Below are 25,716 nucleotides of genomic sequence, written 5' to 3' on the forward strand. Positions count from 1 at the left end.
TATTTGAAATTGGATGTTTAAAGATATTCAAAAATTAACAAAGCCAAAGCGGTCAGTTAATTGTTTATAATTATTAATAAATCTGCCAAGCTAAACGTGCAACAATGGTTATTTTTATGCTTTTAAAATTGCAAAGACCTTGGAAAAATATTTAAGCCAGTTAAATGATGCACAATTGGAGCCTACTACCCAAATTGATGGCCCAATGATTGTAATTGCAGGTGCTGGTTCGGGAAAAACGCGCGTGCTTACTTATAGAATTGCTTATATGATGAGCAAAGGCATAGACCCTTTTAACATTTTGGCGTTAACCTTTACCAACAAGGCGGCTCGTGAAATGAAAGAGCGTATTGCAACCATTGTTGGAGCTAGCGAAGCCAAAAATTTGTGGATGGGTACATTTCACTCCGTGTTCGCTAGAATTTTGCGTAGTGAAGCCGACAAGTTGGGCTATCCAAGTAATTTTACCATTTATGACACCCAAGATTCTGATAGATTGATTGCCTCAATCATTAAAGAAATGAATCTTGACAAGGATGTTTACAAATACAAGCAAATTCGTTCGAGAATTTCATCCTATAAAAACAGTTTAATTACTGTTCGTGCTTATTTTCAAAATCCGGAACTAATTGAAGCCGATGCCATGGCACGCCGACCCCGAATGGGTGATATTTACAAGGAATACGTAGAGCGTTGCTTTAAGGCTGGAGCCATGGATTTTGATGATTTATTATTGAAAACCAACGAATTGCTTACCCGTTTTCCTGATGTTTTAATGAAATACCAAAATCGGTTTAGGTACATTTTGGTTGATGAGTACCAAGATACAAACCATTCGCAGTATCTCATTGTTAGGGCACTTTCCGATAGGTTTCAAAATATATGCGTTGTGGGTGATGATGCCCAAAGTATCTATGCGTTTCGTGGGGCAAACATCAATAATATTTTAAATTTTCAGAAGGATTATGATGATGTGAAGGTATTCCGATTGGAACAAAATTATCGTTCTACCAAAAACATTGTCAATGCGGCAAATTCCATCATCGATAAAAATCAAACCAAACTTGAAAAAGTGGTTTGGACGGCCAATGATGAAGGCCAAAAAATAAAAGTCAACCGTTCGTTGACCGATGCTGATGAAGGTCGTTATGTGGCCAGTACTATTTTCGACAATAAAATGAACCATCAGCTAAAGAATAGTGATTTTGCTATTTTATACCGTACCAATGCGCAGTCGCGCTCTATTGAGGACGCCTTGCGAAAGCGCGATATTCCGTATAGGATTTACGGCGGTTTATCATTCTATCAGCGAAAAGAAATAAAAGATGTGTTGTCATATTTGCGATTGGTTATCAATCCTGCCGATGAGGAAGCATTAAAACGTGTCATTAATTTTCCGCCACGAGGCATTGGGCAGACCACTATTGATAAACTCATTGTCGCTGCAAATGGATATAAAAAAACCATTTTCGAGGTGATGAAAAACATTGACAAAACCGAAGTTAATGTTAATTCTGGTACAAAAACCAAACTTCAGGATTTTGTCACGCTTATTGAAAGCTATCAGGTTTTAAACCAATCCGCCGATGTTTTTGAATTGGCAGAACACGTTACCCGATCCAGTGGTTTGATTCGGGAATTCAATAAAGATGGTACGCCAGAAGGTGTAACTCGAATGGAAAACATTGAGGAACTTTTAAACGGTATGAAGGATTTTGTTGAAGGACAAAAAGAAGTGGCAGACGCTACGGGTTCTTTAACTGAATTTTTAGAAGATGTGGCGTTGGCAACCGATTTGGACAATGATAAAGACGGTATTGACCGAGTAGCCTTAATGACCATACATTTGGCAAAAGGACTGGAATTTCCTTATGTGTATATTGTTGGGCTAGAGGAAGATTTGTTCCCTAGTGCGATGAGTATGAACACGCGCAGTGAGTTGGAGGAGGAGCGCAGACTATTTTATGTGGCTTTGACTCGTGCTGAAAAACAGGCTTATTTAACTTATGCTTTGTCGCGATACCGATGGGGAAAATTGGTGGACTCTGAACCTAGCCGTTTTATTGAAGAAATTGATGATGAATTTTTGGACATTGTAACACCCATTGAAGAACGTCGTTTTAACCCCATGCTTAGTGCCGATATTTTTGGGGATGTAGAGCCAAACAAGATTAGATACAAACCCGCCAAACAACATGTTTTTAACAAAGGCAAGGCAAAAAGTGAACCTGAAAAATTTCAGGTTTCTACGCCAAAAAAATTGAAACCGTTGGCTCAAACCAATGGAAACACCAATTTGTTTGACAGTAAATTGGCCGTGGGCAATACCGTAAAGCATATTAGGTTTGGCACTGGTGAAGTCTTAAAAATAGAAGGCACTGGTGCCGACACGAAAGCCGAAATTAAATTTCAGCATGGTGGGGTTAAAAAACTGTTGTTGCGTTTTGCGAAGTTGGAGGTTGTTGGGTGATAGATTTTTGGAAGTAGCCTTTATGGATTAAAAATCGAAAAATTTGCATAAATTTCAATCTCTCATTCTGGTCACTAAAATTTATCGTTCTTGAATACAAATTTTAATCCTTCTGCATAAGATAAAGGGTAAGTGTTTTCAAAGTCGCTCTCTTTATATTCTTTAGCCTCAAATTGAAGCCATGGATATTTCGCTTCAGTAATCAATTTGATTAGTGTTGTACATTTTGTCCGATCATTGCTCGTTGAAAAAGAAAAATGCAGTTTTTTATTCGACTTATTTTTTGGAAAATTATTTTTCTCAATTAAATCTATAATGGACGAAGCATAATTAGGCGATGGGTCTGTAACAACAAAATTATCAAATACTTGCTGTGCAGTATCTTCAAGAAAAAGGGTCATGAGTACTACACCCGACTCACTTCCTTTACCAATGAATGTTCGAGAGGAATTTTTAGTGTACAAACTATCCACATATCTGGTCATATCTTTAAAAATAGCATAATGATCTTCAAAATTATCTGGTTCGGCATCAATATCCGGTATAGCATCTAATGAGACAACCAAAGCATTAAAACCCTTTATTTGATTTATTCCATATATAGCCTTCTCAAACTCATCGGTAGCTAATTTAAAATGCTGTTCTGTAAAATCGATTAAAAAAATAGCTGGTAGGCTCTTTTTGGTATTGTAACTGTGGGGCAAATATATTTTACCTTTCATTTCTCTCCCTTGAGATATAAAGGTGAAAACTTCAATTTTTGATAAAGTTGTATCGACCAATCGCTCGGGAAAGATATCGCTGGCTATTGCAATTGTTTTAACCCCAAAAATGAAAATTAGAGACCAAAAGACAACCTTGGTTTTTACATTCATTATAAACGATTATTTATTTCAGAATTAGTTCTTTTTTCAGTTGAAAATGCTGTGCAGTCTTATCATACCTTGATAATACACGCTTTGCATTATCTGGAATGTAGGCTGTCTTATAATCTTCTCCGGCAAAAGTTTTAACAGATTCAAGGCAATCAAATTGAAGAATCAGAAAAAACTCTACTTCATCTTTTTTATGCTGTATTGAAATGCTAACTTTTTCTAAGCCGTCTACTCCTTTCTTTTTTAAAGCCGGAAACACCTCGTTAACAAGCATATCTTCATAGATGGGTCCATTTTCGTGTGAAGTCCAGCCCTTCCATGTTCTGATGATTTTTACTTTTTCATTCATTTAGAAACTTCTTTTATTTGGCTATTATAAGCCATAAGGATTCTTCTAAATTAAGAATAAAATCTAATCCAAGCAGAGAAAAGTGGGCAGAGTAATCTATTTTACCATACAAACCGAATTGATGTGCCCATCGCCATCATATTCCTTTACCGAGTTGTTGGGGTCTACAATCCATTTGCCATCTACAATAAATTTGTAATGGTGTTTGCCACCGGAAAGAGGTATGACATATTTCCAGCCATAATCCATTTTGCGCATCACCAGTTCGTGTTCATCCCAATTGTTAAATGAGCCTGCAAGTACTACTTTTTGGGCATTTGTATAACCTCTTAACTTAAAGGTGGTATATTCTTTTATGTTTATTACAGAGTTGAATTCGTCGAACTCGTTTCTCGTTTTATAGGGGTTGTTGGGGTCTTCCATCCATTGCCCATCAACAATATAGCGGTATTGGTAAATGTCTGGTTTCATTTGCAATGTCAGCTCCCAGCCATATTCTGTTTTGTTCATTTTAAAAAGGTGTTCGTCCCATTTGTTAAATGAACCGGCCAAGATTACCCTTTTGGCATTTTTAAAGCCCTTAAGTTTAAAACTAGCATTACCATTTTCGCTAGGGTAGGCTGTGTACATTTTTAGGTTGTAAACACCATGCATACGCATGCCATTTTTTGTGGCCTTGGCAATATTTGGATCTTTTCTTGAAGGTTCTGCCCAATAGGCATTATTAATGACGTATTTGAATTCCCAAGAAAATTCATCGGTAAAATCATTTATGTTTTTGCGTAATTGATAGGTGTGGTTGCCTGTTTTTTTCATTTCCCAATTGTCTCTAGACCACAGGTTGAATTCGCCCGAAACCACAACGTTTTCAATATCCAAATCATTAAAATCAACCACTTGTCCCGTATATTCTTGGGTGAATTTTGAATATTCTCGAACATCAAAAGTAAACACAACGGTATCGCCTTCAATTTTATAGCCTTTTAGCTCGTTGGTTTGCCCTAAAGCATAAAAACCGATGAAGGTTAAGATTATAGTGGCCGTATGTAAAATGAACTTTTTCACTGATGGTTTAACGGATAATCTATAAAGAACAATTTTTCTTTTTGATAATTTATAATGGTTCGTTTTTGGGCAAAAAATTCATAGCCTAAAATGCCGTCTAAATTGGTGCCGAAAGCTTCGTTCATTCTGTTTAAGTTGGTCAAAACGGTTAGCATCGGCCCAAAATATATTTTTTTGCTCAGTTTTACACGGTGCAATTTTCCTGCCAAAACTTCAACTTTTCCGTTGTTTATTCCGGAAAGTCGCATACGCTTTTTTGGTATAAAATACTTGAGTACTGCTTTGGGTACACTTTTGTTTATTTGGTTAAATTCTGCTGCGGAATCAATACCCAATCTAACGTTTTGGTTGTTGATTTGCCCATTAACCACAATGGAATGGTTAATCAATTTAAAATCCACACTGTCAACTATCCGTTCCAAATATACATGTTTATTCAATTTCTCGCCTGCTTTATCAACTTTGCTAAGCGTCATTTGGTTTAGGTGCATATCAATAAAAATTTCGTAATCTTTAAGGATATTGTAGCCAATAATTCCCAAAAGCTTCATTTTTTTACTTTTTTCAATATGCGAAAGGTCAATGATATCTGAGTTTTTATTTTCCAATTTAAAATTCTGCAAAACAAATTCCTTAATATGTTTTTCATAGGAGTCCTCTACCGAATGCATAATTCCAGATGCTGAAGCATTCTTTTTTTGATGTTCATATACATTGGAAAAATGGACTTTGTTGAGTATCATGGTTTCCGACCCTGTATCGATAATAAAATTACCTTCTTTGTCAAAAATTTCAGCTTTTACAACAATCAGGTGATCTACCAACTTGAACGGAATACGGGTAGTGTATGGGTTTAAGATTTCGGCATTTGAAAAATGAATGGGTGGATTGGTGTCACCAAATACAAATGCAGATTTAAAACAAAGTAAAAGAAAGAATATAAGGGTTAGATGTCTTAGCATAAATTAAAGACTAGCTTGAAGACAAATTGTTACATTTTTTTCTTTATAAATTATTAATTATAAAAACTTTAAGTTTTGTCCAAGTATCACTAAGGTTGATTCCTTCCCATCCGTGACCTTCATTTGGATATAAAGTAAACTCGTGGTTTACATTCAAGCTAACTAGTTTATCCCTGAGGTCTGTTCCTTGACTAGTTGGTACTAAAGGGTCTTGTCCGCCATAAAATAAAATAGTAGAAGGAGAGTCTTCAGTTACTTGATGGTAGGGGCTTATTTCTTCTAAGTATTCGGTTGTAAGATTTAAACCATATAAACTGATAAGTAATTGCAGGGCTGTATTAGTATTATTAGTATATGCAGGGTCCGTAAAATTGGTTGGCCCAACAATGCTGCAAACCATATTAACATTATTAGCTACATCAAAAGCATAACTCCAGAGTAAAGATAAATGACCTCCAGCACTGGTTCCAATAAATCCGATTTTGTCTGAAATAGAATATTTTGCTTTGTTGTCTTTTAAAAATTGTATAACACTAGAAATATCATCAATTTGCATCGGATAAGCCTGATTAGTAGCATCTGCTAATCTGTAGTTTACATTTGCAATGGCAACATCGGGAATTTCTTGTATTAAAAGGTCTTTAAAGACATTCATAGAACTTTTATCACCTGATGTCCATCCGCCTCCATGAACCAAAATAATGGTTTTGGTACTCGCTGTTCTGTTGGCAGGCAAGTATAAATCGAATTTTTGGTTAATATCTGCTCCATAAGAAATATTCAATTCTTCATACGCTTCTAGAACCTCATTATCAGAATCATCAAGATTAGTTATATCTACTTTTTCAGTAGAACAGCTAATAAAAATTAGTGTAGTTAAGCTATTTATAATTACGAATCTCAGTAATTTCATAAAAAATATGGTTATTTTGTAATTGATAGCGCAATATAAATATTATGGCCGAATTTGTCAGGATTTATGAAGAAAACCCTAACCCTAAGGAAATTGAAAAAGTAGTTCGTGTATTGAAACGTGGTGGATTGGTTATATACCCAACCGACACGGTTTACGGTTTGGGTTGCGACATTACCAATATTAAAGCCTTGGAGCGCGTAGCCAGAATTAAGGGCGTTAAACTAGAAAAATCCAATTTTTCATTCGTATGTCATGACTTAAGCAATTTAAGTGATTATGTGAAGCAGATTGACAATTCTGTTTTTAAAATATTGAAACGTGCGCTTCCTGGTCCTTATACGTTTATTCTTCCTGGGTCTAATTCATTACCTAATCCATTTAAGAAAAAAAAGACTGTGGGGATTCGTATTCCAGCGAACAATATTGCTTTAGAAATTGTAAAGCAGTTGGAAAACCCTATAATATCTACTTCGATTTATGATGAGGATGAAGTTTTGGAATATACTACAGACCCAGAGTTGATTCTGGAAAAATGGGATAATTTGGTCGATTTGGTCATAGATGGTGGTTATGGGGGCAACGAGCCTTCAACAATTATTGATTTATCTGAAAATGAGCCCATTATTGTTAGAGAGGGTAAAGGTGGCTTGGAGATTTTCTAATTCTCTGAAGGCTGGTGTTCTAATTTTTAACTCTATTGGCTTTCAAAAATATATTAGGATACTCTTAAATTTATTAGCAAAAACACGATATTTGCTTTTACACTAACCAAAAATAAAAGAGAATATGGCAATGAATAAAAACACAATATTGGCTTGGGCAACAGTCTTAATGATAATCATGGGTGTTGTTTTGATTCTAATGGGGGCGTATAGATATGACGATGTTGCCGGATGGGGTTTTGCTACAGTTGGTATAGGTTTTTTCGCCATTGCATGGGTGTTTAATGCCCTAAAGGGAAGAGTTTAGCCATTTGAATTTAAGCATAATAACTTACGCTTCTATTACCTTAAAATCTCTGTTAATCTAAAAATCTAATTTGCTAATTATCTGATAAATGAGTGACGATAAGAAAATAATTTTCTCAATGTCTGGTGTTACCAAGACATTTCAAAGTGCCAATACACCTGTTCTAAAAAATATATATCTAAGCTTTTTCTATGGAGCCAAAATTGGTATTCTGGGGCTCAATGGTTCGGGTAAATCCACGCTATTAAAAATTATTGCCGGCGTTGATAAAAATTATCAAGGCGATGTGATTTTTCAACCAGGTTACAGTGTGGGGTATTTAGAGCAAGAACCGAAGTTGGACGATGAAAAAACCGTGATAGAAGTTGTTCGAGAAGGTGCTGCTGAAACAGTAGCCATTCTTGATGAATACAACAAAATTAACGATATGTTTGGTTTGGAAGAAGTGTATTCCAATCCAGATAAAATGGAAAAGTTGATGAACCGTCAGGCAGAGCTTCAAGACCAAATTGATGCTGCCAATGCCTGGGAATTAGATACCAAATTGGAAATTGCCATGGATGCTTTGCGCACTCCTGAAGGCGATAAAAAAATTGGTGTGCTTTCTGGAGGAGAGCGTCGTCGTGTGGCCTTGTGTAGATTATTGTTGAAAGAGCCAGATGTGTTGTTGCTCGACGAGCCTACCAACCATTTAGATGCCGAATCGGTGCACTGGTTGGAACATCATTTGGCACAATATAAAGGAACGGTAATCGCCGTTACCCACGATAGGTATTTCTTGGACAATGTTGCAGGCTGGATTCTAGAATTGGATAGAGGTGAAGGCATTCCATGGAAAGGTAATTATTCTTCTTGGTTGGACCAAAAATCCAAACGCATGGCACAAGAAGGAAAGGCAGCTTCAAAACGACAGAAAACATTAGAACGTGAGTTGGAATGGGTACGCCAAGGTGCCAAAGGGCGTCAAACAAAGCAAAAGGCGCGTTTGAAAAACTACGACAAATTATTAAGCCAAGACCAAAAGCAGCTTGATGAAAAACTAGAAATATATATTCCGAACGGGCCACGATTGGGTACCAATGTAATTGAATCCAAAGGCGTCAGTAAAGGTTACGGCGATAAGTTGCTGTATGAAGATTTAAGCTTCAACTTACCGCAAGCCGGAATAGTTGGTGTTATTGGACCTAATGGTGCCGGTAAAACTACAATTTTCAGGATGATTATGGGTGAGGAAACTCCCGATAAAGGCGAATTTGTTGTAGGTGAGACAGCCAAGATTGCCTATGTAGACCAAAGCCATTCTAATATAGACCCAGAAAAAACCATTTGGCAAAACTTTAGCGATGGGCAAGAGTTAATCTTGATGGGAGGTAAACAGGTTAATTCTAGAGCTTATTTGAGTCGTTTTAATTTCAGCGGAAGCGAACAGAACAAAAAAGTGAAACTGCTTTCGGGCGGTGAGCGTAACCGACTCCATTTGGCCATGACGCTAAAAGAAGAAGGTAACGTGCTGCTCTTAGATGAGCCTACTAACGACCTTGATGTAAACACGTTACGTGCATTAGAGGAAGGTTTGGAAAACTTTGCGGGTTGTGCTGTAGTGATATCGCACGATAGGTGGTTTTTAGATAGAATTTGTACCCATATTTTAGCTTTTGAAGGCAATAGCCAAGTGTATTTCTTTGAGGGCAGTTTTTCTGATTATGAGGACAACAAGAAAAAACGTTTGGGCGGCGATTTGATGCCAAAACGCATTAAGTATAAAAAATTGGTGCGTTAGTTAAAAAAAAAATAAAAAGCCTGCATTGCAGGCTTTTTTTATGATTTATTTGAAGGTATTATTTCTTGTTGTAAATATGCCCTGAGCCGATCTCAATTTCAGAGCACTCCAATTGGTTAATTCTTTCTATGTTGGAATTGAACTCCCTTAACAGCTTTTTTCTTTCTTTAATAGTACGAGCAATAAAAAATAGCAGTATAAAAATAGGAGCAATAATAAGCAGTAATGCGGTCATGGAGGTTAAGTTTTTTAATTATCGCCATACATGTGGCCTTCAGTAAAATCTCGATAGGGCTTTTCCTTTTTTTCTTCTTCCTCAAATTTTTTGTTTAGGGCATCCAATTTATCATTTTCCTTTTTAAGCTTATATGATTTTCTAATGCCCAATAGCAGCAAAACCGCAAAAAATATCACAACAACAACAAGCACTGTTACAATTTTGGATTGGTCTATTAAAGCCAAGCTTAATGAAAATACAGAAAAGATTTGGTTGGCAAACATTGAAGTTTAAAGCTGATTAATTTACTTATCAAATATAGTATAATTTCTTAGCTATACATTTTTGTTGTGCGAAATGTTATTCACAGTGTTATCAAAAAACTCAAATACCGATGTAACAATTAAACGTGAAAAGATACCAATATTTAGAGCGGCTAAAATTTTGATTTAAATATTTTTTAACGAAATTGCTTGTCCGTAAAATTGTTCAACTCTAAACACAAACCATAACATGTCAGACGATTTTGATTTATTAGAAACCTCTTCAAACGAAAAAAGTGAAAAAGTAGATGTTAATTGGGGAAAAGCCATTGACACTATGAAATCTAAATTGTCGCAAGAAGACGACCCAGAAGTTCGACAAAAAATACTAAATGCCACTTTAGATGATGTAGTGCATATGGCCGAAAAGGACCGTACAACGCTTTTGGATGCCATTAAAGATTTAACCGATTATCAAGACGAAGTTGGTATTATTTTCGAAAAATTCTCCTCGCTAAATGCTACCGAGCAAAAAGTAATCGACGATGCCCAAAAAGCTTTAGAGCGCGCCAGAATTGAGTTGGAAGATGCCGAGGCCAAACCAGATACTTGGTGGAACAACCTTTGGGGGCGTAAAAGCAAAATTAAAAAAGCACAAGAAGAACTTAAAGCCGCTGAAAAAACAAGAGCTGCTGCCGATAATAAAGCAAAAGCTATGTTTCAAGAACGTATAGAGAGCGCTGATGTTCAAACTTTGTTAAGTGAGCTTTCATACAAGTCTCAAGCTGCAGTTGGACGCTTAAAAAATCGTGAGGTTGAAATTAATGAGGTAGAAGATAAGTTACAAGACGCCATTGTTGAAGCCACAAAAAATCATACCAAAGCTTTAGAAAAGAAAAAAGAAGTCGAAGCTAAACTTGAAGAGCAATATGCTTTGTTAAAACAAGCTAGACAAGAACTTGAGGATATATTGGATAAACAATCTGCAGCATATGCCCAAGCAGTTGGTAAAGTCACAGAGCTTGAGCAAAAAGTTGAAGAACTGGAAGGCCTTAAAAATGCCTACACAACCCTTGCTGCGAGTAAAGACAGCTTTGTACATAAGCACAACTTAACCATAAAAGTATTGACATCGCTTCGTAGCAATTTGCAAACGCATCGTGCTAAATTAAAGAGTGATACCGAAGAGCGTTTAAAATATTATGATGGTTACGTGGTGGCATTGAAAGCCAGAACCGACCAAGAATTCGCTGCTATTTTAGAGCATTTAGGAGTAAAAACCGATGAGCATATTGGAGAAACTTTAGCATCCATGCATACAGCCAGTGCCAAAGCCCGTCAAGATATGATGGATAACATCCCTGTTCATGAAAAAGTGATGCAAGGTGTTTACAGTAGTTATGCTGAGGCTTTACAGGAAATCCGTGCCAAAGATGGTGAAATCCAAAAGAATTTTGCTGAACGCTATGGCATTGACATGAAAGAGATTTTTGAGGATTATTATAAAGCTGATGCCAATAAACCTGCAGGTGAAGATGGTGAGCCTGTCGGAAAACCAAAACCTAAAGCTTCAGAAGACGATTTACTATCTTAAAATTTGTATTGAAAGCGCTTCTGGACAAGAAGCGCTTCTTTTCTAAATCAATTTCTAATTGAACTATTAGTTTAAAAAAACATGTCCATAAATCATATAGTAACACCCTTAGACTCTGCAATTCTTGATTCTAAAGAGCAATATGTGTTTTACCATCAAATGGTAGATTTTGCTTTTAAGGAATTGATTGTCGCAGTACAAAGGCAAAAGATTTGTAACGAGCAAGAGGTGTTGCTTTTTAAACAATACTGTGATTTATTGCTGTACTCCGTTGAAGCCATGCGTATTAAATATATGTATGATGAAGAGGATAACATGAAGGTAGATTTAACCGAATCTGGTTTTCCAAACTATTTGGAATTTCGGTATTTGTTCAATGATTTGGAATTGCGCGACGAATACGTAAGCAAATTAACGCCCATTGCTACCCTAAAAGAGGAATTCCTGGATACTCTTTTACGAAAGAAAGAACCTATTAAGAAAAGTAAACTCTTTCAGGCGGCTTCTATAGTTTACTATACCTCGGTAAATAAACAGTATATATTCAATCGGTTTGTACAAGGGAAAATTTTGGAAGCTCCAAAGGATTCAAAAAGTGATTTAATGACCAGTTGGAGTTTTTATGATGTGTCACACAATCGGCCATTTATCTGCTTCATGTATTTCAATTATGATGGTAACCGAATTGAAGACCATAAAGAAGAAATTTATGATGTTTTAAAAACAGTTGCGGATAGGGATATGGCTCTAGATATGATGGCCCATGCCATTGATAGAAAATTACCAAAAGTATTTCCAAAGCTTATAAAACGTGTTGATTTAGGCCCGTTGCATAATGTTTTTGCAAAAGATGAAAATATGGTCACCCACACCATTTTAAAAAGCATAGCAAAGAAAGAAGTGCCTTTAGAGGCTTACGCCTTATCACTAAAAACCGAAGAAGTATTGTCAAAAAGTGAATTTAAGGAAGGAGGCTTTTTCAGTAAACAAGTATTACAGCATTGGGAGGTTGTTTTTAAGCAGAACTATGTTTTGGCACCACATAGAGTCATTCAATTGTTATATAACAAAACACCTGAGATTATGAATAGTTTAGCAAAACCACCAATTGAAATTGCTGAATTAAAAATAGAATTAAAGAAGTAACGTCATAACGAGGAGCATAGCAACGTGGTTATCTTTTCAAATTTAATAGATTGCTACGTTAAACTTGCAATGACGTAAAAAATAAAAACATGGAACACAACTCAACATTCTCAATAAAACTAACCGAGCTCGACATGCTTCGAGACGAGGCAACATCATATTTAAAAAGCGTACAATGGGAGCAAGGTGCCCGTGCAAAAAATAGGGATAAAGATGCCAAGGAAGAGTCGATTTTATTGTATTTATCGCGTGCCAATAACGGCACAAATACAGCTGATATTACATCAGTTTCAAAAACCATTTTGGCCCTAAAAAAGCGTTTGTTGCCAGATTCTGTTGCCATTCCCATTTATTTAAACCAAACCCTTTTTGCCGTACAGGAAGGCATTACATTGGGTATTTGGATTAAAGATAGTTACTACGATGCCTCTGGATTATCGAGTTTAAACGAAAATAAATCAGCTTTAGATACCAATGGAAAAAGGGAGTTTGAAAGTAAAATGCATACCGCCACGGCGTTTATGCTATTTTCAATTGCCTATAAAATTTTAAGTGATTTAAAACCGCATGCGTCAGATGATTTAAGCGTTATGAAGCAAAAGTTTGCTGGCATTCCTGAGGTATCCTTAATGTCGCCCATTAAAGGAATTTCATGTGCCTTGTTTTATTACGACAAATACTTGGGACATCCTGAAATAATTAAATCTGACAAGGATGTTATCAATTTTACCGTGGTATATTTTGAAGCGTTGATTGATGAAATCCAACTGCGAAAAAGTTCTTTGGAATATACCGAAACGATTGAAGACAGAACGTATAAACTCGAAAACTCTGAGTTTGCCATTTCTGGTTGGAACAATGTTTTTGAAGGCACAGCCAAAAGTATTGAGTTCAATAAAGTGCAATTCGAGCAAATTGTTGGTAATCGCGATGCGAAACATTTTGCCCGCCGATTGACTGAGCGTTTATTGAGCTACGATTTTATGGCGAAGAAAAATCCGTTTCAAGAACTGGGAGGTTTTATGCCCGTTTTTATGGGTTATGGTATTCCGGGAACAGGAAAAAGTATGCTCATTGCAGCCATAGCGACTCGATTAAAGGAACATTGCGATACTTTGGATATTCCATTTTTGTTTCACCCGATGCCAGATACATTGATTTCAACTTTTCAAGGTGGTTCTGCCGAAAAAATGGTAGAGTGGATGAAACCCATGCAAGACCCAACCAAACTTATTTTTGCACCTATTGATGATGCTGAAAACAACTTGCAAGAGCGTACAGCGCAAGGCGTTTCAGCGGGTGTAAAGGAAGTTATTGGAGTGTTTTTACGTTATACCGAAGGCGCTTATGCAGTTAACTATGGTAACAGCTCCATCGGCCTGTTCACTAATTTACCTGAAATGCTGGATAAAGCAGTTATTTCGCGTGTGCAAGGTCGGTTCAAAATTGATGGAGCCAGAACAGAACACGATTTTTTAGATCAAGACCATTTATGGTGGCGGAAACTGGAAGATACCATGCCCGATTTTGTAAACATGCAAGGTCCAGAAAACTACAGTTATCTGCAAGACCAAGGTTTGGCAAAAAACATAGGGGAAATTTTGAATACCGTTGAAAAGCCAACTGAAGAACGTGTTAATGAGATTTACGATAGGGTAGAAAGGCAATTTAAAGCCAATCAACATTTGTTTTATGCTAATTTGTACAAAGACATGCAAAAGACATTTCCGTTTTTCTCTTCACGAGATGTTCGTAATATTCAATCTGCGATTTCATTGCGTTTGACCGATTTTGATTTGGAAGAAGATTGGTTTGAAAATCCTGAAATCTATTTCAAAAAAGATTACGAAACCAAATTCAACATGCTTCAGGAATTGATGCGGGCCAATATGAAAGGATTGGATTTTTCAGAAATTCGTCGTCAAGAAGTGGTGCGTTATTTAGACAATGTGGCCACAATTGCCGATACCGATTTTAAACGAAAAGTAGATGCTAGGGTGGATCAATTAAATATAGAGACTGAAGCGAGAAAAGCATTCGAAAATGAGTAGTAAACAAATAAAAAACATTGAGGAAAGGTTACTTTCAGACAATTACTATATTCTAAACCGTGTCACTTTTGATTATTTGATGCCCAATGGAAAATGGGTAAACCAAATGCGCGAGGTTTATGATAGGGGCGATGGCGCTGGTATTTTGCTCTATAATAAGGAAAAGAAAACGGTTGTTTTAACAAAACAATTCAGGATGCCAACCTTTATGAATGGTAATAAAGATGGCGTATTGATAGAAATTACTGCAGGTATGCTCGATAAGGACAACCCTGAAGCCTGCATTATTCGTGAAACCGAAGAAGAAGTAGGTTACCGTCTAAAAGAAGTTAAAAAGGTTTATGAAGCCTATTCTTCCCCAGGGGTGATGACCGAAAAAATGCACTTTTTTGTTGGAGAATACTCTGAAGATATGAAAGTTAATGAAGGTGGTGGATTGGATAGTGAACATGAAGATATTGAGGTTTTAGAACTACCTTTTCAAAAAGCGATTGAAATGCTAAATACCGGACAAATTGAAGACACTAGGACTATTGTGTTATTACAGTATGCGCAAATTCATAAGTTGTTGGAATAATGGATAAATTAAAAACAGCCAATTTATATAGAAGTGAACTCATTCCCGTTAGCGGAAAACTTGTTGAGCGGTACAACAAATGCTTGGTAAAACTTGGTTTTAGTAAAACAAAGCTAAAGAATTTTCATATTGATGGTATAGGTTGGAGTCCAGAGGTGGCTGAAGAAAAAAAAGACAATCACTATCTAAATAATGGCGAGGCAAATCCGTGTGGCATACTAATCACGCCTTTGCAAAAAGGGAAACCCATTTACATGCCAACGCATACTTTTGATAGAGATATCATGAAACTTGTATTTAATGAGCATGGTGAAAAAATAAAGGATATCACCAGAGATTGCGCCATTTGTTTGGATTTCGACCAAGGTATTGATGCCTTTTATGAGCCTTTGGATGTTTTAAAATACGATAAAATCAGTGTTCACTTTCATTTGATAAACGACTTGGATAAAATTCAAAAACAGCAATTGGAATTGGTTGATACTTTTAGTCAGGGTAATAACTTTATTGATGAAGCCATCCACGAACAATTGTTGGAATCCGCCAAACAATATGGTGATTTACGATACCGCGATTTAGAATTACATGAATTGCAATACACTACAGATTCGTTTTATACAGAGTCATTTGGAGGTGTTTATGTATTGCGCGATTTTATTACGCCTATAGTAGTTTTTGAAAATGAAAAATGGTATAAAGAAGCCATAAAAGATACTAATTACGAGGTCTTGATTTACCATATAGAGCAGTCTGAGCTTATGAACAAATTAAGCGACCATATTATTATTGAATGCGATTTGGAAAAAGTGGTAAAAACTGAACGTTACGAGCGCATCAAAAAGTTTGAATTGGCAGCCTGCTTAAAAAAGACACAACATCCTATAAAAGATATTTTAACAGATCCCATACTATATAAAAGTTACTTGAACAAACTTGATATGGAATCCCGTAAAAAAGTCATGAGTGTAGAGCGATATTTGGAAAAGCTGGAAGTAAGTAACGAATTCAAAATTGCCGATATTGTTGATGAAGATTTATTTAAAGCGTTGCATCAGCCACATTCTTCTCTAAGTGCGCAACATCAGGATTTAATATGGAAATTATTGGTTAATATTTCACCTAAAGACGTGTTGTTTTGGTATTGGTACGATAAAACAGGGTTTTACAAAAGTTTTCAGACTTGGGATGAATCACTTAAAGACTGGGCCATTGAAACTATTGGTAACAATATTTAAAAATTATAGACTAATTTTATAAGAGATAACTTCAAACTCAAAAACCATGACACTAGAACTCATAATTTTTATAGCATCCATACTTTTTGGCGCTCTATTGTATTGGAGAGAATCCCACGGAAACAAACTTTACCGGTTTTTCAATAAATTGATGTATTCCAAAGAATTGCAAATGAAACCAACCGATAAAACAGGTTTTCTTTACCAACAAAAATTCATAGTGCGTTTGGTTTTTATTGGGTTCTTATTTTTAATTGGTATCGTAGTTACGCGCTTTTTAATTCCCATTGATTTAGCAACTATTTCAATTTTTGCCTCCATGATTGTGGGAACTTTATTGGGTACCTATTTAGCAAATGTCATATTTAAATCTAGCGAGGTTATTGAAGAAAAAAGTCATTCACTGGAAGATGTGGTTCATGATACTATTGAAAAAGGAAAGGATTTCATAGAAGATTTAAAGGCAAAAGAAAAGGAAGTTGAAAAAATAGAGGAAGCAAAACCTGATAAGCCAAAAGCTGAAGAAAAAAGTGCTCGAGAGCGTTTAAAAGATAAAGGATTGTTATGATAAAAAACTACTGGAACAGAGGCAAGAAACAAAAAACTATAACCATTATTGTTTTCATAATTTTAATCATTGCGTTGTTTGTATTGCGTGACGATTACCAACCGGCATTGCTTTTTCTGCGCAAGTATATTTTCATAATCCTGTTAAGTGGAATTGTTTTGTTCTTTGGTTTGCGAAAGTTTAGACGTTCTGCGAGTACAGGTGTTAGACTGGGTATTTTGGCTCTTTTAGTCATTTTTTTTGGAATTTTATATGTAGTCGGTTGGCATTTTAAAATGTATGATTACATGAAAACATACAATGTTTTCAACCATTTAAATAAAATTGAAATCAACGAATTGCCCTTAACCCAAAACGAGCGCATTCAACCACTTCGAAATATTTTCTCAATGGCGAATGAAAGTGTTGGCGAAACAAAAGACGTTTCATTGCCTCATTTGGTTAGAATTGGCAATGAAAACAAATGGACCATGGCTATTCAACCCACCGAAAAATATGTATGGCAAGGAATGACCGATAATACCGAAGAAGTCTTTGCTGTATCGAGCACGACACCGTTTCCAAGGTTTTCAAGTGAAAACAGAATTCCGGTAACCTTTTCAATAGGTGAATCTTTAAAATTTAGTAGGAACACTTATAATGCTGTGGTGCAACGTTTCAACTTTTTTCAGTTGTTTATGCTTGAACCAAGCGACACCTATTATATGAAGAATGATTCAGGTCAATGGGTCGAAGTAGTGAGTCTAATAAAATGGAAAGGCTTTTTGTTTCCATACCCAACCTTTGGTGGCGTTATGGTAATAGACAATGGTGAGCACGATTTTAAAGATTATATAGAGCGTATTTTAATAGGAAAGGGCACTTATATAAGTCCTCAGGAGATGAAAAACCATCCGTATTTAACACGCCAAAATACGCTTGCTGAAAAAGTGTCTCGGTTGCAGGCAGAATCGTTGAAGTTTTTAGGCGGATTTAACGACCCGTTACCTTGGAACATGGAAACTGCAGTGAAAATTCCACAAATGCCAAAGGACCAAAACCAACAGCCGTATGTAACGGATTTTGATTTTTCGGATACTGATGTAGATGCTTATAGTGGACTTTACCATTGGTTTGGTTTAGAGCCTGTAGGCGAGGAGCGAACCAGTTTAAGTTTTAGTGTGTTTATTCCGGCAGATGGTACTGACAAACTGTATTACTACAACCATGCAGCTAAAAAACAAGGATATGCCGGTGTTTCGGCAATGCCTTTAAAAGTGAAGGAATCGCGAAAAGAGTATGATTGGTCTGCCAATACACCAGTGGAGTTTAGACCGTATATTAAAAATATTGCAGGCAAAAAACGCATGTTTTTTATGGGTACTGTGTCCTCAATTAGTGATAGGAATGCGAAACAATTTGATGGGTCAGCTACGCCAGATTTGGTTTTGATAGATAGCGAATACCGCGATGTAGTTTGGATTGATGTAAAACACCCAAGCCAATGGGATAAGACGGTTTACGATCAATTAAACGAAGCATGGCGTGCCAGTGAGGGTATCGGTTATTATTTTGTTGAAGAAACGAAAAATATTGATTTAGCCGATACCGTAAAAGACACAATAAATGTTGTGTCTGTTATTGACGAAAAAGCCTTAGCTATTGAAAAATTGCAAAAGCAGATTGATTCTTTGAAGGCTGTTGGTAATTAAAACATGATCGTGTTCAATTTTATTCACTTTGCGCTCTAATAAAATCAGTAATTAGATAAGTAATAAGCTTTCCAACTTTAGTAGCTGTTTTTTTTGTTGGTGCCGCTTCACAAATATGTAAATAAAGGGCATTTTTATGTTGCCCGAAATGATGGACAAATGTCCTTGCTTGGTTAGAAGAAAAGCCACTTGGCGTCATGGCACTGCTAGGTATGTTTTCAATAGCATCGCAGTCTATTTCTATTCCAAAATAATTATTGGAAACATGCTCCAAAGCTACTTTCAATTCGTTCTTGAATTTCAATTCGTTCCTGATTTCTAGAGTTTCAAAAGTATTGTAGCTTATGTTCTTTGATTTGTCAAGCATTTTAAAAATCTTTTCGGAAGTATAATTTTCATGTAATCCGAAAGCAAAATAATTCTCCAAAAATCCTTCCGCGAAAGCGTAACTGAATCCATTGCCACTATGGCGTCCTTCTTCAGATCTAAAATCGGAATGCGCATCAAAGTTCACAGCATTTATAGGAGTATTAAGCGCTAAACTACTACCTTTAATATTGCCATAGGCGTTGTTATGCCCGCCACCAATTATGATTGGTTTTTTGCGAGCTGCTAAAATTTGGTGAATAATATGTGAAACATGGCTATCAATATTTTCGACCAATTTTCTAGCCTTCAAAATATCTTTTTTTCTGGTTGGTTTTAATTTTGACATTTCAGATAGCTCTTCTGAAAAGTCTAAGTGCCCCAATATTAGTACTTTATCCGGATGGGTAAATTCATTGTTTTGGATGTTTAACAAGACTTTAATGGTGGCCTCCCAAGCTTTTGAGGTGCCAATATTTCCATGGTTTGCAAATACGCCAACATCTTCTGGCAAACCTAAAATTACATGTGTAACATCCAAATTATTAAGTTGTTCGTATATATGTGAAATGCTGGTTAATATTTGAACGTTTTGACCAAATTTGGATTCACCTGAGCGTTTGTTTAATAATTTGTTACGCGTATTATTGTTAAATAAAACTAGTTTATCCATTAGAAAGCAAATGAGTTATGATTATTAAAAATACATCATTATTTGTTTGTAGCATTATAAAAATATAGATTAAACAAAAATCAAGAAATTTAACCTTAACACACATTAAAACAACAATTATGGAAAATAACAAAAGTAACACTGGGCTTAAAGTTGCATTGGGTATTGCACTAGTTTTATTTTTAGGTACTGGTTTTTATACCATGAATTTGTACAAGAAAAGTAATGAGACCCAAAAAGAGCTAACTGAAGAAAAGCAGCTGGTTATGAATGATTTGAACGCTATGGCAAAACAATATGATGAAGCTATAGGTGAAAATGAAATAGCTAACGCAAACTTGGTTGAGGCCAGAGCTAGAATACAAGGTCTTATAGATTCTTTGAAAATTTCTGAAACAAACGTAAAAAGTTTGTGGAGATACAAGAAAAAATACATGTCACTTCAAGAAGAAATGGACGTGCTATTGGCTCAAAATGATTCTTTGAGAGTCGAAAACTCTTATTTGGCAACTTCTTTGGACAGCACGCGTGTACGTTTGGAAGAGCGCACAATTTTTACAGATTCATTATTGGTACAAAACAATGCTTTGGCTGAAGTTGTTGAAAACGCTTCAATTTTAGGTGCTGTTGGCCTTAAAGGTTTTGGTGTAATTGAAAGAACTTCAGGTAAATTAATACCAACTGAAAGAGCAGGTAGAACAGATAAAATTAGAGTTTGCTTTACTGTTGCTAAAAATCCGTTGGTTCCAGCTGGTGACGAAGAGCTTTATGTTCAAGTTATTGACCCTAAGAACAATACTTTAGGTTTAAATGAGCAAATTCAATTTGGTGAAAAAACATTAAATTACAGTATAATTAGTAAATTCAATTATGAAAATGCTAGTCTTAACGTTTGCGAATTTGTTACTGGAAATGGTGATTTTGAAAAAGGACGTTATGTAGTAAATGTATTTAATGAGAAAGACCTAGTGTCTACTTCAGAGTTTACTTTAAAATAAGAAACAATTATAAAGTTTATACTTTATCCCAAAAGCTCCAAACAACTGTTTGGAGCTTTTTTTATGTATCCATTTTATTGTGGTTAATCACTGTTGTATGTACAACTAAACTAGTATTTATGTAAATTGCATATAATTTGTAAAAAGAACGTAAAAAGATATTATTTTTGAACGCCTAAAGTATTCCATTATTATTTTTCCTAGAAAAGTTTGTTTTGATTAACAATTCTATAATCTTGTGATTGCTTTTATCAACCAACCCAACCCGATTTTGTTAATGAATAGTAATTTCAATTTTTTAAATTCCATTGGGGAAGTTTCCGAAGAACTTTTTAAGGAACTTCAAAGTATCAGTGTTTTTAGAAGAATTCCCTCAGGCACACAAATAGTTAAATTACACGAAGTGCCCACCAAAGTGTATCTTATTGTTTCTGGTGTTGTTCGATGTTACTTATGTACAGAATCAGGCAAGGAGTTCAACAAAAGTTTTTACATAGCTACTGCTTTTATGGGGTCTTTAACGGCTTTGGTAAAAAGAACACCTTCTGCATTTGTTTTTGAATCCATTACCGACATTGAAGCGTTTGAAATAGATTACTATAAACTCATGGAGTTGCACAAGAGAAGCAATGCATTAAAAACTTTGTACAGTAGAGTTTTAGAAAAGGTTTACATGCAATATGAAAAGCGATTGGTGGATTTGATTTCGTTGGATGCTACTGGGCGCTATTTAGAATTGAGGAAGCAAAATCCTAATATTGATGATTTGATTTCACAGTATCATATTGCTTCTTATCTTGGCATTACGCCTGTGCAATTAAGCAGGATACGAAAAAAAACAAGAGCTCATTAACATTTGTTATTTAATTATAATAAGCTAAACTATATCTTTGACTTGATTTCCTTTAATACAATAAACACGTAGAAGGATTGATAGCTAACCAACCAAGAAAACAGATGAAAGTATTTTTCATCTGTTTTTTAATTGGTTTTCTTGACGTTAAATGCCGTCAAGTTTTTTCTGATTGCTTTGAAGCCAGGCTCTTAGCTATCAATAGAGCCTAAAACCCGTGACATGAAGTTGTTTAATGCTTCCTTTTTTGGTGTGCCATCCTTGGTCATTTTATTGACTTCCAAAGCACCGTACATATTTGAAATCAGTTCGCCAATAACATCTAATTCTTCATCCTTCAATGATGATATTTCGGTAAGACCCTCCAATGTTTCAATGGTTTCAATTACGAAATCTTCATCATTATCTTCAATGAATTGGGTTAAGTGTTTAATTACTGGTAATTTCATTTACTAATTCCTTTAAAACATCAAACTTGTTGGTCTGAACTTGGTTAACAAATGCACCATTTTTAAATGTGGCAAAGGTTGGCAAATTATCTACTGAAGCCAATTTTCTTGAGTTTGGAAATTTTTCAGCATCGGCCACAACAAAGGAAATGCCTTCGTTTTCAGAGGCCAGTTTTTTAAATTTGGGTTTCATTATCCTGCAATTTCCACACCATGTTGCAGAATATTGTACCACAACGTTCCTGTTGTTGGCAATGATTTCTTCCAAGCTATCTTGTTCTAATTCTTGAACCATATATTTTTAATTTTTTAGGATGCTGAACACGGTGAATAATTTAAAAATATTCACTGTGTTCGGTAAATTGTTTTTTAATTAGTGAGTTGCCAAATAAGAGGCAGTTTCCTTTGCATTGGCATTCATCGCATCTTTACCTTCTTCCCAGTTGGCTGGACAAACTTCACCTTTTTCTTGGACATGCGTTAAAGCGTCAACCAAACGAAGGTACTCGTTTACGTTTCTTCCTAAAGGCATGTTGTTGATGCTTTCGTGTTGCACAATACCTTTTTCATCAATAATATAGGTAGCTCTGTACGTTACGTTATCACCCTCTAATAATACTGTACCCGTTGCCTCATCAAAAGTTTCATTTGTGATGTCTAAAATGCCAAGAATTTTAGAAAGGTTTCTGTTGCTATCCGCAAGAATTGGGTAGGTTACACCTTCAATGCCTCCATTTTGTTTTGGGGTGCTTAGCCATGCAAAATGCACTTCTGGAGTATCACAAGAAGCGCCTATTACAATAGTATTCCGTCTTTCAAATTCTGGTAAAGCTGCTTGAAATGCGTGTAATTCGGTTGGACAAACAAAAGTGAAATCTTTTGGATACCAAAACAATACCACTTTTTTCTTATTGTCTATTGCTGTTTCTAGAACGTTTATTTTAAAGGTGTCACCCATTTCATTCATTGCGTCAACATTTAAATCCGGAAATTTTTTTCCTACTAATGCCATATAATTCTGTTTTTAAAGTTTGATTATTAAATTAATTCTGAAACAAAATTATCACTATAAAATACCTTCAAAAATAGAATGCAATTATAAAATCTTATGAAGCAATAGCGTTTAAATATCGGTTGAAAAAACCATGCTTTATTTTATGAATTGCTCAAAATATTGTATCGGAAATTATCGACTTCACAACATTGAAAAGCAAACGGCAATAATTTTGTTTAAGAGATTTTATTTTTCATTGATTAAAAGCAGCGAATTTTAATCAAGCGTTGAGAGCGAAGAGTTGTGTACATTTGTATTTCAAATTTTGTTCTTAAATGGATTCATTGACTCAAATTGTTTTGGGAGCGGCCTGTGGCGAAGTGGCTTTGGGTAAAAAGATTGGTAATAAAGCGCTACTTTTTGGTTCTATTGGGGGCACCATTCCAGATTTGGATGTTTTTGTTGGAAGTTGGTTGTTTCAAAATGAAATAGATTCCATGGCATTCCATAGAGGGTTTATGCATTCGTTGGTGTTTGCGGTTTTGGCAGCTTTTGTTTTGGGCTATTTGGTTTTTTGGCTATACAATACTCGAAAACGAAAAGGAAGTACCTCCAGAAAAGATTGGATTTGGTTGTTTTTTTTGTCCATTTTTACCCATCCACTTTTAGATAGCTTTACACCCTACGGCACACAATTGTTTCTGCCTTTTTCCAATTATCGTGTTGCCATTAATAATATAGCTGTTGTAGACCCTATTTATACCATGCCATTTTTACTGTGTTTGATTGTTATTATGTTTTTTAGACGAACAAATGCAAAGCGAAAATTTTGGAATAAAACGGGAATTGTCATTAGTTCTATTTACATGCTTTTAACCTTGGTCAATAAGGTTTATGTGAATCTTGTTTTTAAAAAATCCCTGCAAGAAAATAAGATTTCTTTTAGTCGATTCCAGACACAGCCATCAATTTTCAACAATATTTTATGGTATGGCATAGCCGAAGGAGAAGATTCCTATCATGTGGCTTTTTACTCGTTATTGGATAAAAGCAATCAATTTTCAGATTGGAAGCAATTAACAAAAAATCATGAACTCGTGCCACTGGTAAACAGGGACATAAAAACATTGTCTTGGTTCAGTAATGGGTATTATAATATTGTTCCTTTAGATTCGGTTGGCCAATATAGATACAATGATTTACGATACCCATTACTAAATGCTGAAGACCCCAATTCTTCAATATTTAGTTTTACCATTTATAAAGATGAAGGCCGCTGGAACATACTCCCATTTGAAGGAAAACCACCGTCTAGTGAAGATTTGTCAGTCTTTTGGCGGCGTATCAAAGGAAAACAAAATTAAGCCAATACTTTTTCGAAAATGTTTAGCTCAACCATACATTCATGCATCATTTGGTAGGTGCGTTCAATATCTGCGTCCAATCCAATAGAAAATCGAATCAATCCATCACTTAATCCCATTTCTTTTTGCTCGTTTTCTGGGATTTCAGAAGATGTGGATGTTCCAGGAGCGCTAAACAGGGTTTTGTAAAACCCAAGGCTAACGGCCAAATAGCCTAGATTTCTGTTTTGCATGAGCTCCATGAGTTCATTGGCCTTCTCCAAAGAGCCAACATCAATGGTTAGCATACCACCAAAGCCATATTCAGGGTTCATCATTTTTTTGAAAAGCACATGTGATGGATGTGATTTTAATCCAGGGTAAACCGTTTTCAAACCATCGGCTTCAAACTTTTCAGCTAAAAACAAGGCATTTTTGCTGTGCTGCTGCATTCTAATGTGCAAGGTTCTTAGGTTTTTTAAAATGGATGCGGCTCTCAAGCTGTCCATGGTAGAACCCAAAAGCATTGAAGCGCCGTCATTAACATTGCGCAGTTCATTAATAAAAGTCTGGGAGCCACAAACCACACCGCCAACCGTGTCGCTAGAGCCATTTATGAATTTTGTTAGACTATGAATAACAACATCAGCCCCTAAAACAGCAGGTGATATAGATAAAGGTGAAAAAGTGTTATCAACCACCAATTTTAAATGATGTTTTTTTGCAATCTTAGCCAATGCCTGAATATCAGCAACTTCCAAAAGGGGGTTACTAACGGATTCGCAGTACAAAATTTTGGTTTGTTTTGTAATCGCGGCTTCAACTCGTTTTAAATCTGTGATATCAACAAACGTTGTTTTAATATTGAAACGGGGCGTGAAATTCTTAAAGAACGCATAAGTTCCACCATAAATGGTCCGGCTAGAAATGATATGGTCATCGGCACCACATAATTGTAATATCACAGCAGTAATGGCCCCCATGCCAGAAGCAGACACATTAGCTGTTTCGGTGTTTTCCATAGCCGCCAAGGCTTGTCCCAAATATAAGTTGGAAGGTGAAGAGTGTCGGGAGTACAAGTAGCAACCGTCTGCATTGCCTTCAAATGTGTCAAACATGGTTTTAGCAGACAAAAATGTGTATGTTGAAGAGTCGGAAATAGAAGGATTGACACCTCCAAATTCTCCAAAATATTGTAAATCTTGAATATTGTTTGCAGGTTTAAAGGGCATAATTGTTTTGTTTTAAGTTTTAATAAATTTAATTACTTATAGAAATATTTGCAATTATTATTTGTATTAGTAGAATATAA

At 35.6% G+C, this 25,716-nt stretch carries 25 protein-coding genes; 14 read left to right on the plus strand and 11 right to left on the minus strand.

Going from position 1 to position 25,716, the window contains the following annotated elements; genetic code table 11:
• Nucleotides 1–139 precede the first annotated feature (139 nt).
• Entirely contained in the window at nucleotides 140–2,470 is a 2,331-nt protein-coding gene (locus tag ACB104_RS13950) for an ATP-dependent helicase (RefSeq protein ID WP_370479680.1), read from the plus strand.
• A gap of 74 nt (nucleotides 2,471–2,544) precedes the next feature.
• On the opposite strand, the gene ACB104_RS13955 is transcribed toward ACB104_RS13950, so the two are convergent.
• From ACB104_RS13955 to ACB104_RS13975, 5 genes are all read right to left on the minus strand, one after another.
• Nucleotides 2,545–3,345, minus strand: a complete 801-nt coding sequence (locus tag ACB104_RS13955; RefSeq protein ID WP_370479681.1) for a hypothetical protein — start codon at nucleotides 3,343–3,345, stop codon at nucleotides 2,545–2,547.
• 13 nt (nucleotides 3,346–3,358) lie between these two features.
• Nucleotides 3,359–3,694, minus strand: a complete 336-nt coding sequence (locus tag ACB104_RS13960) for an antibiotic biosynthesis monooxygenase (RefSeq protein WP_370479682.1) — start codon at nucleotides 3,692–3,694, stop codon at nucleotides 3,359–3,361.
• A gap of 96 nt (nucleotides 3,695–3,790) precedes the next feature.
• On the minus strand, nucleotides 3,791–4,759 hold the full coding sequence (locus ACB104_RS13965; protein WP_370479684.1) for a glycogen-binding domain-containing protein: 969 nt from the start codon (nucleotides 4,757–4,759) through the stop codon (nucleotides 3,791–3,793).
• Entirely contained in the window at nucleotides 4,756–5,721 is a 966-nt protein-coding gene (locus ACB104_RS13970) for a pepsin/retropepsin-like aspartic protease family protein (protein ID WP_370479686.1), read from the minus strand. Before ACB104_RS13970 ends, ACB104_RS13965 begins: the two co-directional genes overlap by 4 nt.
• A 43-nt stretch (nucleotides 5,722–5,764) precedes the next feature.
• On the minus strand, nucleotides 5,765–6,661 hold the full coding sequence (locus ACB104_RS13975; RefSeq protein WP_370479820.1) for an alpha/beta hydrolase fold domain-containing protein: 897 nt from the start codon (nucleotides 6,659–6,661) through the stop codon (nucleotides 5,765–5,767).
• A gap of 17 nt (nucleotides 6,662–6,678) precedes the next feature.
• Between ACB104_RS13975 and ACB104_RS13980 the strand changes: the two genes are divergently transcribed.
• From ACB104_RS13980 to ettA, 3 genes are all read left to right on the plus strand, one after another.
• Nucleotides 6,679–7,299 (plus strand): L-threonylcarbamoyladenylate synthase, encoded by a 621-nt coding sequence (locus ACB104_RS13980; protein WP_370479687.1) that lies wholly within the window; start codon nucleotides 6,679–6,681, stop codon nucleotides 7,297–7,299.
• 124 nt (nucleotides 7,300–7,423) lie between these two features.
• Complete coding sequence (locus ACB104_RS13985; protein WP_370479689.1) at nucleotides 7,424–7,606, plus strand: CAL67264 family membrane protein; 183 nt, start codon at nucleotides 7,424–7,426, stop codon at nucleotides 7,604–7,606.
• 88 nt (nucleotides 7,607–7,694) lie between these two features.
• Entirely contained in the window at nucleotides 7,695–9,386 is a 1,692-nt protein-coding gene (ettA, locus tag ACB104_RS13990) for an energy-dependent translational throttle protein EttA (protein ID WP_370479691.1), read from the plus strand.
• 249 nt (nucleotides 9,387–9,635) lie between these two features.
• Here the strand turns inward: ettA and ACB104_RS13995 are convergent, their stop codons facing one another.
• Nucleotides 9,636–9,887 carry a hypothetical protein gene (locus ACB104_RS13995; protein WP_370479693.1) on the minus strand — a complete coding sequence of 84 codons (252 nt, stop codon included), beginning with the start codon at nucleotides 9,885–9,887 and terminating at the stop codon, nucleotides 9,636–9,638.
• Between the two features lie 229 nt (nucleotides 9,888–10,116).
• Here ACB104_RS13995 and ACB104_RS14000 point away from each other — a divergent pair, with 229 nt between their 5' ends.
• From ACB104_RS14000 to ACB104_RS14030, 7 genes are all read left to right on the plus strand, one after another.
• Nucleotides 10,117–11,460, plus strand: coding sequence for a coiled-coil domain-containing protein (locus tag ACB104_RS14000; RefSeq protein ID WP_370479694.1), 1,344 nt, complete (start codon nucleotides 10,117–10,119; stop codon nucleotides 11,458–11,460).
• An 81-nt stretch (nucleotides 11,461–11,541) separates the two neighbouring features.
• A complete protein-coding gene (locus tag ACB104_RS14005; protein WP_370479696.1) occupies nucleotides 11,542–12,606 on the plus strand; it encodes a hypothetical protein in 1,065 nt (354 codons plus the stop codon).
• Nucleotides 12,607–12,695: 89 nt separating this feature from the next.
• Complete coding sequence (locus ACB104_RS14010) at nucleotides 12,696–14,657, plus strand: AAA family ATPase (RefSeq protein ID WP_370479698.1); 1,962 nt, start codon at nucleotides 12,696–12,698, stop codon at nucleotides 14,655–14,657.
• Nucleotides 14,650–15,234, plus strand: a complete 585-nt coding sequence (nudK, locus tag ACB104_RS14015) for a GDP-mannose pyrophosphatase NudK (RefSeq protein WP_370479700.1) — start codon at nucleotides 14,650–14,652, stop codon at nucleotides 15,232–15,234. The genes ACB104_RS14010 and nudK overlap by 8 nt, the downstream gene beginning before the upstream one ends.
• The gene (locus ACB104_RS14020) at nucleotides 15,234–16,469 is read left to right on the plus strand and encodes a DUF6638 family protein (RefSeq protein WP_370479701.1); all 1,236 of its coding nucleotides are present in this window, start codon (nucleotides 15,234–15,236) and stop codon (nucleotides 16,467–16,469) included. The genes nudK and ACB104_RS14020 overlap by 1 nt, the downstream gene beginning before the upstream one ends.
• Nucleotides 16,470–16,515: 46 nt before the next feature.
• Complete coding sequence (locus tag ACB104_RS14025; RefSeq protein WP_370479703.1) at nucleotides 16,516–17,037, plus strand: hypothetical protein; 522 nt, start codon at nucleotides 16,516–16,518, stop codon at nucleotides 17,035–17,037.
• Complete coding sequence (locus tag ACB104_RS14030; RefSeq protein ID WP_370479704.1) at nucleotides 17,034–18,728, plus strand: hypothetical protein; 1,695 nt, start codon at nucleotides 17,034–17,036, stop codon at nucleotides 18,726–18,728. The genes ACB104_RS14025 and ACB104_RS14030 overlap by 4 nt, the downstream gene beginning before the upstream one ends.
• Nucleotides 18,729–18,747: 19 nt before the next feature.
• Here ACB104_RS14030 and ACB104_RS14035 read toward each other — a convergent pair whose 3' ends face one another.
• Nucleotides 18,748–19,767: a formimidoylglutamase gene (locus tag ACB104_RS14035; protein WP_370479706.1), complete on the minus strand. Its 1,020-nt coding sequence runs from the start codon at nucleotides 19,765–19,767 to the stop codon at nucleotides 18,748–18,750.
• A gap of 119 nt (nucleotides 19,768–19,886) precedes the next feature.
• On the opposite strand from ACB104_RS14035, the gene ACB104_RS14040 reads away from it, so the two are divergent.
• A complete protein-coding gene (locus tag ACB104_RS14040) occupies nucleotides 19,887–20,765 on the plus strand; it encodes a DUF8428 domain-containing protein (protein ID WP_370479708.1) in 879 nt (292 codons plus the stop codon).
• A 277-nt stretch (nucleotides 20,766–21,042) separates the two neighbouring features.
• Entirely contained in the window at nucleotides 21,043–21,618 is a 576-nt protein-coding gene (locus ACB104_RS14045; protein WP_370479709.1) for a Crp/Fnr family transcriptional regulator, read from the plus strand.
• Nucleotides 21,619–21,809: 191 nt separating this feature from the next.
• On the opposite strand, the gene ACB104_RS14050 is transcribed toward ACB104_RS14045, so the two are convergent.
• The 3 genes from ACB104_RS14050 to ACB104_RS14060 form a co-directional block, all read right to left on the minus strand.
• A complete protein-coding gene (locus ACB104_RS14050; RefSeq protein WP_370479711.1) occupies nucleotides 21,810–22,067 on the minus strand; it encodes a DUF6952 family protein in 258 nt (85 codons plus the stop codon).
• Nucleotides 22,048–22,362: a thioredoxin family protein gene (locus tag ACB104_RS14055; protein ID WP_370479713.1), complete on the minus strand. Its 315-nt coding sequence runs from the start codon at nucleotides 22,360–22,362 to the stop codon at nucleotides 22,048–22,050. The genes ACB104_RS14050 and ACB104_RS14055 overlap by 20 nt, the downstream gene beginning before the upstream one ends.
• 78 nt (nucleotides 22,363–22,440) lie before the next feature.
• Nucleotides 22,441–23,079 (minus strand): peroxiredoxin, encoded by a 639-nt coding sequence (locus ACB104_RS14060; protein WP_370479714.1) that lies wholly within the window; start codon nucleotides 23,077–23,079, stop codon nucleotides 22,441–22,443.
• A gap of 317 nt (nucleotides 23,080–23,396) precedes the next feature.
• On the opposite strand from ACB104_RS14060, the gene ACB104_RS14065 reads away from it, so the two are divergent.
• On the plus strand, nucleotides 23,397–24,425 hold the full coding sequence (locus tag ACB104_RS14065; protein WP_370479716.1) for a metal-dependent hydrolase: 1,029 nt from the start codon (nucleotides 23,397–23,399) through the stop codon (nucleotides 24,423–24,425).
• Here the strand turns inward: ACB104_RS14065 and ACB104_RS14070 are convergent.
• On the minus strand, nucleotides 24,422–25,636 hold the full coding sequence (locus ACB104_RS14070; RefSeq protein WP_370479718.1) for an aminotransferase class I/II-fold pyridoxal phosphate-dependent enzyme: 1,215 nt from the start codon (nucleotides 25,634–25,636) through the stop codon (nucleotides 24,422–24,424). The genes ACB104_RS14065 and ACB104_RS14070 overlap by 4 nt on opposite strands.
• Nucleotides 25,637–25,716 lie beyond the last annotated feature (80 nt).

The organism is Tamlana flava, from assembly GCF_041287255.1.
GTDB classification, from domain to species: Bacteria; Bacteroidota; Bacteroidia; order Flavobacteriales; family Flavobacteriaceae; genus Tamlana; species Tamlana flava.